Here is a 14,981-nt window from a genome sequence, read left to right on the forward strand (position 1 = left end):
TTTATTCCGGCGTGATGAGGGTCATGCCTGCGTGATCTGCCGCCGCCACATCAAAGGTCAGGGTCCTTTCGCATCCGGCGCTCAGATTTAGCCGGTGGATCAGGGCGTCGGCAAAGTCCGCCTTGCCGGCTTTGTAATCGGCAAGCGCGCGATAGAGGTCTGGCTTGTGCTCAAAACGGAGCTGATAGGCCCCCAGTAAAATCTCCAGCGTCTCAATGATGGCGTCGCGTGTGAGTTTATAACTGCGCGTCAGCACCCACACGGTTTCGACACAGGTCACCACGGATACAAAACCCGGCTGATCGTCGGTCAGGCTTTCGATAACCGCTGAGGCTAAAGCCGCCTGATCCGGATCGTCCTGCATGATGTAGCGAACGATGACGTTGGTATCGAGCCCGATCATTTGCCGGATGCCGCCCTCGCAATGGCGTCATTCATCTCTTCGATACGGACGGGGCGGTCCGGCTTGCCGAAGCGGCCTTTCAGTTCTGTCATAGAGCGCGTGGCAGCAAACAGCAGAAACTTGCCGGGTTCCACCTCCACAAATTCCACCCGGTCGCCCTGACCCACAGCCATGGCTTTGCGCACCTCAGCGGGTATCGTGATCTGACCTTTAGTGGTGAGGGTGGCAGTGCTCATTTTTGACGCTCCTTTACTGCCTTACTTTAAAGTAAGGTGGAAATGCAGGCAAATCACAAAGTCACACGATGCGGTCTAAATATTTATTGGGTTCGGCGGCGATTTGGCCTATGTAGCGGCAAAACCCATACGGCCGGGACCTCCCATGACTTCTGAAGACGTGATCAATGAATTTCGTGACGCCAATGCCCTGAGAGAGGGGCATTTTGTGTTGTCGAGCGGGCTGCATTCGCCGCTGTTCCTGCAAAAAAACCTCGTCTTCATGAATGCGGATCGTTGTGAGCGCCTGTGCAAGGCGCTGGCCGAAAAGATCGTGGCGCAGGCCGGGCAGGTCGATGTGGCGATTTCACCGGCCGTGGGCGGCATCATCCCCGGTTATGAGACGGCGCGTCACCTGAAGGTCCCGTCCATGTATGTTGAGCGTGTCGAGGGTGAGTTCAAGCTGCGTCGCGGCTTTCACATCGAACCCGGCGCGAAGGTGGTCATGGTCGAAGACATCGTCACCACCGGCCTGTCGTCGCGCGAATGCATTGCCGCCATTCAGGCGCTGGGCGGCAAAGTCGTCGCGGCGGCCTGCATCGTGGATCGGTCGGGGGGCAAGGCGGATGTCGGCGTGCCGCTGATCTCGCTGGCCAGCCTGGAAGTGCCCGCCTATCCCGCCGATGCCCTGCCGCCGGAACTGGCCGCCATTCCGGTGCAGGACCCCGGCAGCCGCCGTCTGTCGCAAAAGGCCTGACGTCCATGAATCGCATTCGTCTGGGGATCAATATTGATCACATCGCCACGGTGCGTAATGCGCGCGGCGGCCATGCGCCTGACCCGGTGCGCGGCGCCCGTCAGGTGCTGGAGGCCGGAGTCGATGGCATCACGGCGCATCTGCGCGAAGATCGCCGCCATGTGCTCGATAAGGATATCTGGGCATTGAAGGCCGTCTGTGATGAGTTTGGTAAGCCGCTAAACTTTGAGATGGCGGTGACCGATGAGATGATGGGCATTGCGCTCGATCTCAAGCCGCACGCCTGCTGTCTGGTGCCCGAACGCCGTCAGGAGCGTACCACCGAAGGCGGTCTGGATGTGGCGGGTAATATAGACGTCGTTGGGCCCGCGGTCGCGCGACTCAATGCGGCGGGCATCCGTACCTCGCTGTTTATTGCCACCGATCCGGTACAGCTTTCGGCAGCGTCGAATATCGGCGCGCCCGTCGTCGAATTTCACACGGGCGCCCTGTGCGACGCCTGGCGCGAAGGCGAACGCTCCATCGTTGAGTCCGAGATGAAGAAGCTCGAATGGGCGGCGCATATGGCGGCCGAGGTCGGCATCGAGGTCCATGCGGGCCACGGCATCGACTATGATACCGTGACCTTTATTTCGCGTGTGCCTCAGATCAAAGAACTGAATATCGGCCACTTCCTGATCGGTGAAGCCATCTTTGTGGGGCTTGAGGCTTCGGTCAGCCGTATGCGGCACCTGATGGACGCTGCGCGCCTATGATCCTTGGCGTTGGCATGGACCTGACCGACGCGCGGCGCATCCGGCAGTCGGTCGAACGCTTCGGTCAGAAATTCCTAGACCGCGTGTTCACGCCCGCCGAGCAGGCCTATGCCCTGTCGAAAACGCCGGTTCATGCCGCTCTGGCCAAGCGTTTTGCCGCCAAGGAGGCGGTGATGAAGGCGCTGGGCACCGGTTTGCGCGGCTTTCATTTCACCGACATAGAGGTGCGCAATGATGCGCTGGGCAAGCCTGAGGTGACGCTTAAAAACGGCGCGCTTGACCGGCTTCAGGCGCTGCTGCCGCAGCGCAGTGCGGCACGCATCCACCTCAGCCTGACGGATGAGGGCGATCTGGCCGGGGCCTATGTGATTATCGAGGCCGTGCCGGACTAACCCTGAATAAAATGTAACGTCTATTTTTGGCCGAAATCTAAAAATAGACAGGTCGAAGGAATGCGCTTAAAGCTAATAGCGCTAAAGGATATGGGGCTGAGTGATGAGCGCTGAAGACAAGGTCGTTGAGGACGCGGTGACCGAAAAAGCAACCGTGGAAGGCGACGAAAAGTCGGCGATCAAGGACGAATGGTCGGATATTATCAAGACCGTCGCGATCGCCCTGATCATCACTTTGGTCTTCCGCACGCTGTTTTTCCAGCCCTTTACCATCCCCTCGGCGTCGATGGAGCCCAACCTCTACGAGGGTGACTACATCGTGGTGCGCAAGTGGGACTATGGCTATTCGAAGCACTCCATCCAGTTTTCGCCGCCGGTGATTTCGGGCCGTGTCTTCGAAAAGCAGGCCAAACGCGGCGACATCGTGGTGTTCAAGCTGCCCAGCAACACCAAGGTCGATTACATCAAGCGCGTCATCGGCCTGCCCGGCGACCGCGTTCAGGTGAAGAATGGTCAGGTCTTTATCAACGACCAGCCGGTGACCACTATCGACAAGGGGCCGATTTCCGCCGGCATTACCTATGCGACGCAGGGCGTCGAGGTCATGCAGGAAGACCTGCCTGACGGCGCGACCCACCTGACGCAGGACATGGGTTATAAGCCTGAGGCCGACGACACGCAGGTCTTTACCGTGCCCGAAGGCCAATATTTTGTGATGGGCGACAACCGCGACAACTCGCTCGACAGCCGTTTCTCGCCTGCCGATCCGTTCCAGCCGGGCGTCGGCTTCGTGCCTGCCGAAAACCTTGAGGGCAAGGCGGTCATGGTGCTGATCTCGTGGAACAAGGGCGCGTCGCTGTTCAAGCCGTGGACTTGGCTCGACCTGCGCTGGGACCGTTTCTTCAAGTCCCTGAAATAATGACACGTATGCAAAGGGATGCCTCCGGTCATCGGCAGAAGGTGCTGGATGAACTGGAGGCGAAACTCGGATACCGTTTTGTGGACCGCCAACTGCTCGACAGCGCGCTTACCCACGCCAGTGTCAGCGACGGGCGCCCCAAAAAGACCGTCTCCGGCGATAATGAGCGGCTGGAGTTTCTTGGGGATCGCGTGCTGGGCCTGCTGGTGGCCGAAGCCCTGATGCAGGCCTTTCCGCAGGCCGCCGAAGGCGAGATGTCGCAGCGCCTGCACGGGCTGGTCAGCCGCGAAACCTGTGCGGCGGTGGCCACATCGCTGGGCGTAGGGGCCGCCATGCGTCTGGCCCCTGGTGAAACCAAAAGCGGCGGGCGCTCCAACCTGACCATTCTGGGCGATGCCTGCGAAGCCCTGATCGCGGCGGTCTATCTCGACGGCGGCTTTGAGACGGCGCGGCGCATCTTCGCCCCCCTGTGGCAACCGCATATCCGCGCAAGCCACTCCCGTTCGCACCTGAACCCCAAGTCGCACCTTCAGGAATGGGCCGCGCAGCAGAAGCTGGCTTCACCGAAATATGAGATCGTGGAGCGCACCGGTCCCGATCATGCCCCTATCTTTAAGGTCGCGCTCACGCTAGAAGGCTATGATCCCGTCGTCGCCAGCGGCAAGTCCCGTCAGGAGGCCGAAAAGGCGGCGGCCCTCAGCTTTATCGAATACGCAGGTCTTAATTGACGATCACCTCTTCTTCTCCCGCGACGACGCGCGCGGGTTTCGCCGCCATCATCGGCGCGCCCAATGCGGGCAAATCCACCCTTGTCAACGCTCTGGTCGGCTCCAAGGTCTCCATCGTCACCCAAAAAGTGCAGACGACGCGCTTTCCGGTGCGCGGCATCGCCATTCATGGTGAGGCGCAGATCGTGCTGGTCGATACGCCGGGAATCTTCAAGCCGCGCCGGCGTCTCGACCGTGCCATGGTCAAATCGGCGTGGGGCGGGGCCGAAGATGCTGACATCGTGGTCATGCTGATTGACGCTCCGGCGCATCTGGCCGTGCATTTCCCGGCCCCCGACACCAAGCCGACCGGTGCCGACAAGCTGGCGGTCGAAGACGCCGAGACCATCATGGCGGGCCTGAAGGCCAATAATCGCCGCGCCATTCTGGTGCTCAACAAGATCGACCTTCTGCGCCGTGACAACCTGCTGGCCCTGGCCGACAGCCTGTTCAAGGAAGGCGTTTTCGATCAGGTCTTCATGATCTCGGCCGAAAAGGGCAATGGCATTGCCGACCTCATGGAGGCGCTTGCCGATAAAATGCCTTCGGGGCCGTGGCTTTATCCGGAAGATCAGGCGGCCGATGCGCCGGTGCGTATTCTGGCCGCCGAAATCACCCGCGAAAAGCTGTTCCTGCGCGTGCATGAGGAACTGCCCTATGCCTGCGCCGTCGTGACGACCGACTTCAAGGACATGCCGGACGGCGCGGCGCGCATCGAACAGACCATCTTCGTCGAACGCGACGGTCAGCGCGCCATCGTGCTGGGCAAAAACGGTCAGACCCTGAAATGGATCGGTCAGCGTGCCCGTCAGGAGCTGATGGAGATTCTCGACCGCAAGGTGCACCTCTTCCTGCACGTGCAGGTCAATGAACGCTGGAGCGACGACCGGGCCTTATATGCGCAGTTCGGTCTGGAGTTCGGGGAGTAATTTCACGTGAGGCTGGCCTGCAACGGGCACTTTTCTGCGCTTCCGGTGCTCACGTACTTAAGTACGCTGCGCGCCGGTTCTCGAAAAGCGCACGTTTCGTCTCAGCCTGACGTGAAATTTTCTTGCGTCGTGAAGGGGGGATCGTCGTGACCTTCGAAGACGATGCCTTTGTTTTAAGCGCCAGGCCGCACGGGGAAACCGGTGCGGTGGTGCATTTTCTGACTCTGGAACACGGCCATATCGCCGCCCATGTGCCCGGCGGCGCGTCACGCCGGCTCAAGCCCTATCTGCAACCGGCCAGCCGTGTGCGCCTGTCCTATCGGGCGCGCACCGCCGACCAACTGGGGTCGGCCACGCTGGAACCGGAAGGCGATGCCTCGGCGGACATCTTCGATGACCCTATGGCCCTGATCGGGGTGCAGTGCGCCTGTGTCATGACGCGCGCCGTCCTGCCCGAACGCGAGGCCTATCCGGGGGCCTTCTATGCCTTTGAAGCGTTGATCAATGCCTTTGGCCTGCCCGGCGTCTGGCCCTACGTCTATGTGCGTTTCGAGATGGGCCTGCTGGAGGCGGTAGGGTTCGGTCTCGACCTGTCGGCCTGTGCCGTGAGCGGCAGCCGCGACGATCTGATCTACGTCTCGCCGCGTTCGGCCCGCGCCGTCAGCCGCCGCGAAGGCGAGCCCTATAAGGATAAGCTGTTGCCTTTACCGGGATTTCTGCTGTCGTCACAAGGTGGCGTTCACGCGGACGATCTGCGCCGGGGGCTGGACCTGACCGGCTATTTTCTGGAACGGCATATCTTTCACCCGCTCAATCAGCCCTTGCCCGAAATCCGCACGCGCCTTATCGACAGTGTACGCGACGGGTGATTCCGTTTTTAAAATGTGCGCGAAAACACTGTTCTCCATGCTTTGGTAACGTGTTTTCACTAGGTTGGGCCGATGGGCTCGATTCGGGCGGGTAGTTTGGCGGGTATGTCAGGGTATAGCGAACAGGAACTGCGGGCGGCGAACGTCAATCCGGAGACGGGTTTGGCGACGGATTACCTCAACCTGTTCAACGAAGCGATCATGCTGTTCGAAATGGGCCTCGACATGCCGGACATGGCCGAGGAGCTGATGGACTGGCGTCGCCGCGGCTATGTCGAGCATTTCGAAAATTCCGGCTTCGAGCAGAAAGACGTGGTGATTGCCGCCTATAAGGCCTCGCCGGAGGCTGTGCGTAAACCTTTCGATGCGGCTTGTGAAAAGGCGCTCGAAGAGTTCGAATCCGGCATCCAGATTCTGCTCAGCTCGAATCTTGAAGACGAAGTGGCGCGCGAAGACCTCGCGGCGCGTCTGGACAGCCTGAAGGCGCGCGTCGTTGAAATGGACGCCCATATTCACGGGCGGGCCGAGCGCCTCGAAAACGATCTGCAAAACGCCGTGGACGCCCTGTTCTGATCCCTGATCCTTGCTGACAGATTTTGTCATCACGGTCTGCGACGTTCGCGCCTTCAAAGGAGCGAACCATGACCCTCACCGCCACCTGCCATTGCGGCGCGACCCGCATCGACATCTTAAAAGCCCCCGAAGGCGGGCGGACCTGTAACTGCACCTACTGCCATCGCGTCGGGGCCGTGTGGGCCTATTTTGCGCCAGGTGAGGTGACGATCCACAGTGCGACGCACGATCGCACCTATTCGGCCAGTCGCGGCCTCAATCAGCATCATTTCTGCGGCCATTGCGGCGGCAATACGCACGGTGACAGCCCGGACTGGGCCTCGGCCTATAATGCCGACGGTACACCCAAGGGGGAGGCGGGCGTCGTGCCGGAACAGCGCATCGTCGCCATCAATATGCGCATGGTGGATGGCTTTGATCTGAACAGCCTGCCGGTCGAAGCGCTGGATGGCCGCAACAATTGGTGAGGGTCTCTCCCTCCACAACCTGTTCTGCATATGTGCTTGTGCGAAAAGCGCGAAAGCCTTACGCATAAGGCATGAGCAACGATGTGATTCCTGACGAAGGTGGCCGTATCCTCAGCGAACCGATGGGCGAGGCCCTGTCGCGGCGCTATCTGGCCTATGCGCTGTCCACCATCATGCACCGCGCCCTGCCGGACGTGCGCGACGGCCTGAAGCCGGTGCACCGGCGCGTCTTGTACGCCATGCACAATATGCGGCTGAACCCGCAGGCGGCGGCGCGCAAATCGGCCAAGGTCGTCGGGGAAGTCATGGGTAACTTCCACCCGCACGGCGATCAGTCGATCTATGACGCGCTGGTGCGGATGGCGCAATGGTTCGCCCAACGCTATCCCATGGTCGATGGGCAGGGGAATTTCGGCAATATCGACGGCGATTCCGCCGCCGCCATGCGTTACACCGAATGTAAGATGACCACGGCGGCCATGCTGCTGCTGGACGGCATAGACGAGAACGCCGTCGATTTCCGCCCGACCTATGACGGTCAGGACGAGGAGCCGGTCGTCCTGCCGGCGGCGTTTCCGAACCTGCTGGCCAATGGGGCGACGGGCATCGCTGTCGGCATGGCGACCTCCATCCCGCCGCACAATGTCGCGGAGCTTATCGACGCCTGTAAGCTGCTGATCGCCGAACCCGATACCGATACCAACGGCCTGATGGCCATCATTCCGGGGCCCGACTTCCCGACCGGCGGGATCTGCGTCGAGCGCCGCGAAGCCATCTATGAGGCCTATGAGACGGGGCGCGGCAGCGTGCGGGTGCGCGCCCGCTATGAGGTCGAGGATCTGGGGCGTGGGGCCTGGCGCATCCTTGTCTCCGAAATCCCGTATCAGGTGCAGAAGTCGCGCCTGATCGAGCAACTGGCCGACCTGATCGAGGCCAAGAAGGCCCCGCTGCTAGGCGATGTGCGCGACGAATCCGACGAAGAGGTGCGCCTGATCCTTGAGCCCAAGACGCGCAATATCGACCCCGAAGTGCTGATGGAAAGCCTGTTCAAGATCTCCGATCTGGAAACGCGCTTTGCCTTCAACATGAACGTGCTGGACAAGACCGGCACGCCGCGCGTCATGGGTCTGAAGACCATCCTGACCTCGTTCCTCGACCACCGCCGCGAAGTGCTGATCCGGCAGTCGCAATGGCGTCTGGACAAGATCGAGAAGCGTCTGCACGTCCTCGACGGCCTGATGATCGCCTTCCTCAATCTGGATGAGGTGATCCGCATTATCCGTGAGGACGAGACGCCGAAGCAGACCCTGATGGCGCGTTTCGAGCTGACCGAGGTGCAGGTCGATTACATCCTCGATACGCGGCTTCGGCAGCTTGCGCGTCTCGAAGAAATGGCCATCAAGGGCGAGCACGACAAGCTGTCGAAGGAACGCGACGGCCTGTTGTCGCTGCTGGGCTCCGAAAAGAAGCAGTGGAAGCGGATCGACGAACAACTGACCGAGGTCCGCAAGCAACTTCTGTCGGCGCGCCGCACTACCTTTGCCGAAGCGCCGCAGGGCGTCGAGGTGGCGGCCATCGAGTCCTATCTGCCCAAGGAGGCCCTGACCGTTATCCTGTCCGAACGCGGCTGGATTCGCGCCACCAAGGGCCGCATCGATGATCCGTCGGAGCTGAAGTTCAAGGAAGGCGACAATCTTGGCTTCCTGGTGCCCGGCTACAATACCGACAAGCTGCTGATCATGACCTCTGACGGGCGTTTCTTTACGCTGGGCTGCGACAAGCTGCCGTCTGGCCGTGGGCACGGCGAACCGCTCCAACTGATGCTGGAGATGGAAGAAAACACGCGCATCGTCAACGTCTTCATGTTCACGCCGGGGGCCAAACGCCTGATGGTGTCGAAGAACGGCTATGGCTTCGTGATGAACGAAGAGGACGCCGTCGGCAACAAGAAGGCCGGTAAGTCGGTGCTCAATGCGGATGGCACCGAGGCCTTTGCGGCTTTGCCGGTGACGGGCGACCACGTGGTCATCTTGGGCGAGAATAACAAGGTGCTGGTCTATCCGGTCGCAGAACTGCCGGAAATGGCGCGGGGCAAGGGCGTCAAGCTGCAAGGCTATAAGGACGGCGGCGTGAAGGACATCGCGATCTTCGATCAGGCCGGGCCGGTGCAGTGGTACGACGGATCGGGCAAGGCGCGCGACTTCAAGGACTGGAAAGACTTTGTGGGCAAGCGCGCCAGCGTCGGCAAGATGGCCCCGCGTGGTCTGCGCAAGCTGCGTCCAACCTAAGACTTCAAAGAACTACAGGTTACACAGATTGGGACGCGCTCCGGCGCGTCTCTTTTTTTGGCAGAGCTGGCCACGCAGCCCCATACTGTCCGGTTTTGCAGGCACAGTGTGTGGCGGAAACCCCCGATAGTCACGGCGCACGTCGTCTGTGCAATCTGTGTAATCTGTGGTTCTCTCTTTCTCTAAAAACCTCCAGCCACGCAAACGATTTTCCACTTGCGTCCTTATGCGCCTTTCGTTGCAATGCGGTATGCGCAAGATTTTCGGCTTTCACGACACCTCGGAAACCCTCAGTGCCATGCTGACCCACACGGTGGGCCGCATTGAGGGGCAGCATACGACGCTGCGGGAACTGATCGACATGATGGGCGAGCAGGGGCTGCTGCTGCTGTGTGTGCTGCTGTGCCTGCCGTTTCTGATCCCCGTGTCCGTACCGGGCATTTCCATCCCGTTCAGCGCCGCCATCATCCTGATTGCGGTGGCCATCCTTTTCAACCGCCTGCCGTGGCTGCCGGAAAAGATACTGGACCGTGAGATCGAGACGGCGAAGCTGGTGCCGGTGCTGCAACGCGGCGTGGGTGTGGTGTCGAAGATCGACCGCTTCGTCAAACCCCGCCTTTTGAGGCTGACCAGCGGGGCGGTGTCGAACCGCGTCAATGCGCTGGTTCTGATTCATGCGGCGGGGATCATGATGCTGCCTCTGGGGATTATCCCCTTTTCCAACACCTTGCCGGCGGTGGCAATTCTGCTGACGGCGGTCGGCATGATCCAGCGCGATGGCCTGTTTGTGCTGCTGGGGCAGGTGTTTGCGCTGGCGGCCACGCTGTATGTTGGCGGCATTGTCTATGGCGCCTTTGCTGCCGGGCGCGGCCTTAACTCAGTCCTCGGCTGACCCTGCATCCGTCAGATCGGGATCAATCTCGGTCCAGCCGAAATCGGTCAGGGCCTCCAGCGGCTTGTAGCGCGCCTTATAGTCCATCTTGGGCGAGCCCTTCACCCAGTAGCCGAGATAGACATAGGCATAGCCCGCGCGCTGCGCCTGATCTATGTGGTCCAGAATGACAAAGCGGCCCAGCGAGCGGTTCATCAGGTCCGGATCGTAGAAGCTATAGACCAGCGACAGGCCGTCGTTGAGCGCATCGACCAGCACGCAGCCGATCAGTTGCCCGTCCAGCCGGTATTCGATGATGTGGGTACGCACCAGCGTGTCTTCGACCATGGCCACCAGATCGGGCCAGGTCATGTCCATCATGCCGCCGTCGGGGTGGCGCACCTTGAGATATTTCTGTAGCAGGTCGTACTGCTCGCGCGTCGCCTCGGCCTCGCGGAAATGCCGCGTCAGACCGGCATTGCGCTTCAGGATGCGCTTGTCCGTGCGGTTGTGCTGATAGTCATGTACGGGGATGCGCACCGACTGACAGGCGCGGCAGGCGGGGCAGGCCGGGCGGTAGGCGATGTTCTGAGAGCGACGGAAGCCGATGGCCGACAACTGATCATTGACATTGATGGCTTCGAGGGGGGGCAGGTGCACAAACACCTTCCGCTCCTCCTGACCCTCCAGATACGGGCAGGGGCCAGGAATGGTCAGATAGTATCTGAGCTTTCGTCCCGGAAAATGCTCGCTCATGGGAGGGTGCCTGATCTGATTACCGGCTTATCAGACCCCATTTTTACCTCAAAGAGAAGGGTTTTCTGGGAGAACAGGGGCTTCGCGCAGCAGAATAATGGCGATGCGGCGATTTCCGGCCAGGGTGGGGTCATCCGGATACAGAGGTTCCTTTGCCGCCTTGCCCGAAACCTGCGCGATGCGGTCCTGATCGACGCCGGCCCCTTGCAGCACCTGACGCGAGGCATCGGCGCGATCTGCCGACAGTTTCCAGTCCTTGTCGGATTGCCCCGCGCCGGGGGTGCCGGTCGTGTGGCCGGTGATGGAGATACGATTTGGCAACTGATTGACGACCTTGGCCACGGCGCGCAGCAGCAGGCGGGCCCGGTCATTGGGCTGGGTGGAGTTGGCGTTGAACATGGCGCGCCCCTCCTGATCAATCAACTGGATGCGCAACCCTTCCGGCGTCTGATCGACAAGGATGTTTTTCGACAGTTCGGCCAGTTCGGGCATGTCCTGAAGCGCCTGACGCAGCGATTCGGCGGCCGAGCGGAACGAGGCCTCTTCGCGCTTTTGCAATTCTTCGCGCAGTTCCTCTTCGGTGTTCTGCGACAGGTCGGCGGCTTTTTTGGAGGAACCGTCGCGGTCCTGTACATCCGGGGCTTCGGGGGCCATCTGCTCGATAAAGGCCATTGCGCCTTCCTGTTTGACGCCGTCGCGCCCAATCGCGGTGCCCGCCAGAATCCCGCCGGAGCCGGAGGTGGTCTGAGACACGCTGGCCGGGGCGAAATAGTCGGCAACGCCCTTCTTCTGTTCGGGGGATGTGGTGTTGATCAGCCACATCAGCAGGAAGAAGGCCATCATGGCGGTCACGAAGTCGGCATAGGCGACCTTCCACGCGCCGCCGTGGTGTCCGCCGCCGACGACCTTCTTGACTTTCTTGATGACAACGGGGGCGTCGCGACTGGCCATACGAACTCCGGTAGTTCATCAATCTATCGGTCATTAATCTTAACAGGCGGTTGAAGCCGCCCGTTTTGAAGCGGTTTCCGCGATTGACCCCCGCAGGCTTTTGGGGTCAAAGGAGGGGGTATTCCTGTTGCCATGAGGTTCCGTTGAGCGACCCTGATCGTCTGGCCTATCGTCACGCCCTGGGCACCTTTGCCACCGGCGTGGCAGTCGTCACCATTCCCGTGGTGGACCGCGAAAGCCACCCGTGCGTCATGGGGCTGACCATCAACTCGTTCGCCTCGGTGTCGCTGGAGCCGAAGCTGATTCTGTGGTCGCTGGACCTCAAATCGGAGCGCTATGCCCTGTTTGCCGAAGCGCAGAGTTTTGGGATCAATATCCTCAGCGCGGCGCAGCGTGATCTGTCCGACCGCTTCTTCCGTGAAAACCCCTATTGCCGCGAAGCCGATGACCTGTCGTTTGCCGACGAACCGCTGCGTTTGAAAGCGGCGCTGGCGTGGCTGAAATGCCGTCAGTACCAGACACAGGTGCTGGGCGATCATCTGGTGATCGTGGGTGAGGTCGAAGCCTTCGATCAGTCGGAAACCCATTTTGGCGACCACGGCCTGACCTATTTCCGTGGCCGCTATGGCCAGACCCACCCTTTACCCGTTTGAGGCATTTCATGCGTATCGTATTTGCAGGTCTGGGCGTCATGGGTGCCCCTATGGCCGGTCATCTGTTGAAGGCCGGTTTCGAAGTTGTGGGCTTCAACCGCTCGGTGGATAAGGCGATGGCGTGGGGCGAGGCGCACCGTGCGGCCTTTGCCACCGACTTTGAAGAGGCCGTGGAAAATGCCGAGGTGCTGGTCCTCTGCGTCGGGCGCGATGACGATGTGCGCGATCTGGTGACGCGGGCGGCGGAGCGCATGGCGGCGGGTAGTCTGATCATCGACCACACGACGACTTCGGCCCGACTGGCACGTGAGCTTTCGGTCCTATGTGCTGGGAAAGGTTTGTATTTTGCCGATGCGCCAGTGTCCGGAGGACAGGCGGGGGCTGTCAATGGGGCCTTGTCGGTCATGGTCGGGTGCGAAGAGTCGCAACTGGCCCGCGTGCGCGCGGTGACCCTGCCCTATACCAAATCTCTGACCCGGATCGGCGAGGCGGGTGCCGGCCAGACGGCCAAGATGTGCAACCAGATCGCCATTGCCGGGGCGGTGCAGGGCATTGCCGAGGCGCTGCATTTTGCCAAATGCGCCGATATTGACCCGGAGCTGGTGTTTCAGGCCATTTCGCAGGGTGCGGCGGGGTCGTGGCAGATGTCGAACCGCTGGGCGACCATGGCTGAGGGCAAATACGACTTCGGCTTTGCCGTGGACTGGATGCGCAAGGATCTGGGGATTGCGCTTGATGAGGCGCGCTCAAACGGCGCACACTTAAGCGTCGCCGCCCTGGTCGATCAGTTCTATTCCGAAGTGCAGGCCATGGGCGGCCAGCGCTGGGACACCTCATCGCTGCACGCGCGTCTGGAGGCGCGGCGGAAGTAAGGCAGTGTCTCCACAGATGGCCACAGATGAACACAGATAGGTCGTGCCTGTGGTTGGGGAAGGGGGGATTATGACAGACAGGGACGCACAAACCTATACAATCATTGGAGCCGCGATGGAGGTGCATAGCACCCTTGGCCATGGCTTTCTGGAATCGGTTTATCAGGAAGCCTTGGCTTTGGAATTTGCAGACCGGAATATAGCTGCGCTGCGTGAAGCGCATTTGCCAGTTCGTTACAAAACCACCGTTCTATCCTGTGGATTCCGCGTTGATTTTATCTGCTTTGAAAGCGTGCTTGTTGAGCTGAAAGCAACCGCAGCCATAGGTAAGGTTGATGAAGCGCAGGTCCTCAACTATCTGCGTGCGTCGAATCTGAAAAAGGCGTTGCTGTTAAATTTTGGGGGAATCCGGTTGGAACACAGACGCCTTATTTTGTAACGTTTATCTGTGTTCATCTGTGGCCATCTGTGGAGAACCTATCCCTTCAGCTTCTCCGCCACGTATTTGGCAAAATAGGTCAGCACCCCCGATGCGCCGGCCCGTTTGAAGGCCAGCAGCGTCTCGAACACGCCCTTGTCGTGGTCCATGAAGCCGGCATTCACCGCCGCCTTGATCATCGCGTATTCGCCCGACACCTGATAGACGAAAGTCGGCACGCGGAAGGTCTCCGACACGCGCTGCACGATGTCGAGATAGGGCAGGCCGGGCTTCACCATAACCATGTCGGCGCTTTCCTGAAGGTCCATGGCGACTTCGCGCAAGGCCTCATCCGTATTGGCGCTGTCCATCTGATAGGTCTTCTTGTCGCCTTTCAGCGCCGAGGTGCCGACCGCGTCGCGGAACGGGCCGTAGAAGGCCGAGGCGTATTTGGCGGCGTAGGACAGGATCAGCTTGTCGGTCAGGCCCTGTGCCTCCAGCGCCTTGCGAATCTCGCCGATTCGTCCGTCCATCATGTCCGAGGGGGCGAGCACATCGGCGCCGGCCTCGGCCTGCACGAGCGCCTGCCGGGTGAGAATCTCGATGGTTTTCTCGTTGTGAATTTTGCCGTCGCAGAGAATGCCGTCGTGGCCATGCGAGGTGAAGGGATCGAGCGCCACATCGACGATCAGGCCTATCTCCGGCACGGCCGATTTGATGGCGCGACAGGTGCGGGCGATCAGGCCGTCGGTGTCATAGGCGGCCGTCGCGTCATCATTGCGCAGCGACGGGTCGATATTGGGAAACAGGGCCAGAGCCGGTATACCCAGCGCATGGGCTTCCCTGGCTTCCCTGACCGCTTCGGCAATGCTCAGTCGATCGACGCCTTCGAGCGAGCGGATGGGGTCACGCGCCATGTCCTTGTCGTGCACAAAGATCGGCCAGATCAGGTCCGCCACGGTTAGGCGGTGTTCGGCCACCAGATCCCGCACCCAGGCCGATTGGCGCAGACGGCGTGGGCGGGACAAAGGGTAGGCACCGACAAGGGGGGAGAAGGTCATGGAAGCACCCCGTTCAAACGCATCGCCCGGCGCGACGCGTAATTACCAGATCAACGGGGCAGGGG

At 60.7% G+C, this 14,981-nt stretch carries 19 protein-coding genes; 14 read left to right on the forward strand and 5 right to left on the reverse strand.

The annotated features are described in order from the left end of the window. Nucleotide 1: 1 nt before the first annotated feature. Together PQU94_RS13605 and PQU94_RS13610 are read right to left on the reverse strand one after the other, a co-directional pair. Nucleotides 2-403, reverse strand: coding sequence for a type II toxin-antitoxin system VapC family toxin (locus PQU94_RS13605; RefSeq protein ID WP_272741988.1), 402 nt, complete (start codon nt 401-403; stop codon nt 2-4). Further along, complete coding sequence (locus tag PQU94_RS13610) at nt 400-639, reverse strand: AbrB/MazE/SpoVT family DNA-binding domain-containing protein (protein ID WP_272741989.1); 240 nt, start codon at nt 637-639, stop codon at nt 400-402. Before PQU94_RS13610 ends, PQU94_RS13605 begins: the two co-directional genes overlap by 4 nt. A gap of 145 nt (nt 640-784) precedes the next feature. Between PQU94_RS13610 and pyrE the strand changes: the two genes are divergently transcribed. From pyrE to PQU94_RS13665, 11 genes are all read left to right on the forward strand, one after another. After that, a complete protein-coding gene (pyrE, locus tag PQU94_RS13615) occupies nt 785-1,375 on the forward strand; it encodes an orotate phosphoribosyltransferase (protein ID WP_272741990.1) in 591 nt (196 codons plus the stop codon). A 5-nt stretch (nt 1,376-1,380) separates the two neighbouring features. Next, on the forward strand, nt 1,381-2,130 hold the full coding sequence (locus PQU94_RS13620) for a pyridoxine 5'-phosphate synthase (RefSeq protein WP_272741991.1): 750 nt from the start codon (nt 1,381-1,383) through the stop codon (nt 2,128-2,130). Next, nucleotides 2,127-2,522, forward strand: coding sequence for a holo-ACP synthase (gene acpS, locus PQU94_RS13625; protein WP_272741992.1), 396 nt, complete (start codon nt 2,127-2,129; stop codon nt 2,520-2,522). The genes PQU94_RS13620 and acpS overlap by 4 nt, the downstream gene beginning before the upstream one ends. A 103-nt stretch (nt 2,523-2,625) precedes the next feature. Beyond that, complete coding sequence (gene lepB, locus PQU94_RS13630; RefSeq protein WP_272741993.1) at nt 2,626-3,441, forward strand: signal peptidase I; 816 nt, start codon at nt 2,626-2,628, stop codon at nt 3,439-3,441. Next, nucleotides 3,441-4,169 carry a ribonuclease III gene (gene rnc, locus PQU94_RS13635; RefSeq protein ID WP_272741994.1) on the forward strand — a complete coding sequence of 243 codons (729 nt, stop codon included), beginning with the start codon at nt 3,441-3,443 and terminating at the stop codon, nt 4,167-4,169. The genes lepB and rnc overlap by 1 nt, the downstream gene beginning before the upstream one ends. Next, the gene (era, locus tag PQU94_RS13640) at nt 4,166-5,137 is read left to right on the forward strand and encodes a GTPase Era (RefSeq protein WP_272741995.1); all 972 of its coding nucleotides are present in this window, start codon (nt 4,166-4,168) and stop codon (nt 5,135-5,137) included. Before rnc ends, era begins: the two co-directional genes overlap by 4 nt. Nucleotides 5,138-5,283: 146 nt before the next feature. Then, nucleotides 5,284-6,006: a DNA repair protein RecO gene (gene recO / locus PQU94_RS13645; RefSeq protein WP_272741996.1), complete on the forward strand. Its 723-nt coding sequence runs from the start codon at nt 5,284-5,286 to the stop codon at nt 6,004-6,006. 105 nt (nt 6,007-6,111) lie between these two features. Next, the gene (locus PQU94_RS13650; RefSeq protein WP_272741997.1) at nt 6,112-6,579 is read left to right on the forward strand and encodes a hypothetical protein; all 468 of its coding nucleotides are present in this window, start codon (nt 6,112-6,114) and stop codon (nt 6,577-6,579) included. 68 nt (nt 6,580-6,647) lie between these two features. Then, on the forward strand, nt 6,648-7,046 hold the full coding sequence (locus PQU94_RS13655) for a GFA family protein (protein WP_272741998.1): 399 nt from the start codon (nt 6,648-6,650) through the stop codon (nt 7,044-7,046). Between the two features lie 71 nt (nt 7,047-7,117). Continuing rightward, nucleotides 7,118-9,334, forward strand: a complete 2,217-nt coding sequence (parC, locus tag PQU94_RS13660) for a DNA topoisomerase IV subunit A (RefSeq protein WP_272741999.1) — start codon at nt 7,118-7,120, stop codon at nt 9,332-9,334. A gap of 250 nt (nt 9,335-9,584) precedes the next feature. Then, complete coding sequence (locus tag PQU94_RS13665) at nt 9,585-10,226, forward strand: exopolysaccharide biosynthesis protein (protein WP_272742000.1); 642 nt, start codon at nt 9,585-9,587, stop codon at nt 10,224-10,226. Here the strand turns inward: PQU94_RS13665 and PQU94_RS13670 are convergent. Then, nucleotides 10,212-10,961 (reverse strand): arginyltransferase, encoded by a 750-nt coding sequence (locus tag PQU94_RS13670; RefSeq protein WP_272742001.1) that lies wholly within the window; start codon nt 10,959-10,961, stop codon nt 10,212-10,214. The two genes, PQU94_RS13665 and PQU94_RS13670, sit on opposite strands and share 15 nt — an antisense overlap. Before the next feature lie 48 nt (nt 10,962-11,009). Then, entirely contained in the window at nt 11,010-11,912 is a 903-nt protein-coding gene (locus tag PQU94_RS13675; RefSeq protein WP_272742002.1) for a flagellar motor protein MotB, read from the reverse strand. A 143-nt stretch (nt 11,913-12,055) separates the two neighbouring features. On the opposite strand from PQU94_RS13675, the gene PQU94_RS13680 reads away from it, so the two are divergent. From PQU94_RS13680 to PQU94_RS13690, 3 genes are all read left to right on the forward strand, one after another. Then, nucleotides 12,056-12,565 carry a flavin reductase family protein gene (locus tag PQU94_RS13680; protein WP_272742003.1) on the forward strand — a complete coding sequence of 170 codons (510 nt, stop codon included), beginning with the start codon at nt 12,056-12,058 and terminating at the stop codon, nt 12,563-12,565. Nucleotides 12,566-12,573: 8 nt separating this feature from the next. Next, nucleotides 12,574-13,437, forward strand: a complete 864-nt coding sequence (locus PQU94_RS13685; protein ID WP_272742004.1) for an NAD(P)-dependent oxidoreductase — start codon at nt 12,574-12,576, stop codon at nt 13,435-13,437. Between the two features lie 70 nt (nt 13,438-13,507). Next, entirely contained in the window at nt 13,508-13,876 is a 369-nt protein-coding gene (locus PQU94_RS13690; RefSeq protein WP_272742005.1) for a GxxExxY protein, read from the forward strand. A gap of 38 nt (nt 13,877-13,914) precedes the next feature. Here the strand turns inward: PQU94_RS13690 and hemB are convergent, their stop codons facing one another. Then, nucleotides 13,915-14,916: a porphobilinogen synthase gene (hemB, locus tag PQU94_RS13695; protein WP_272742006.1), complete on the reverse strand. Its 1,002-nt coding sequence runs from the start codon at nt 14,914-14,916 to the stop codon at nt 13,915-13,917. Nucleotides 14,917-14,981: the final 65 nt, after the last annotated feature.

The organism is Asticcacaulis currens (assembly GCF_028550395.1).
In the GTDB taxonomy this organism is placed as follows: Bacteria; Pseudomonadota; Alphaproteobacteria; order Caulobacterales; family Caulobacteraceae; genus Asticcacaulis; species Asticcacaulis currens.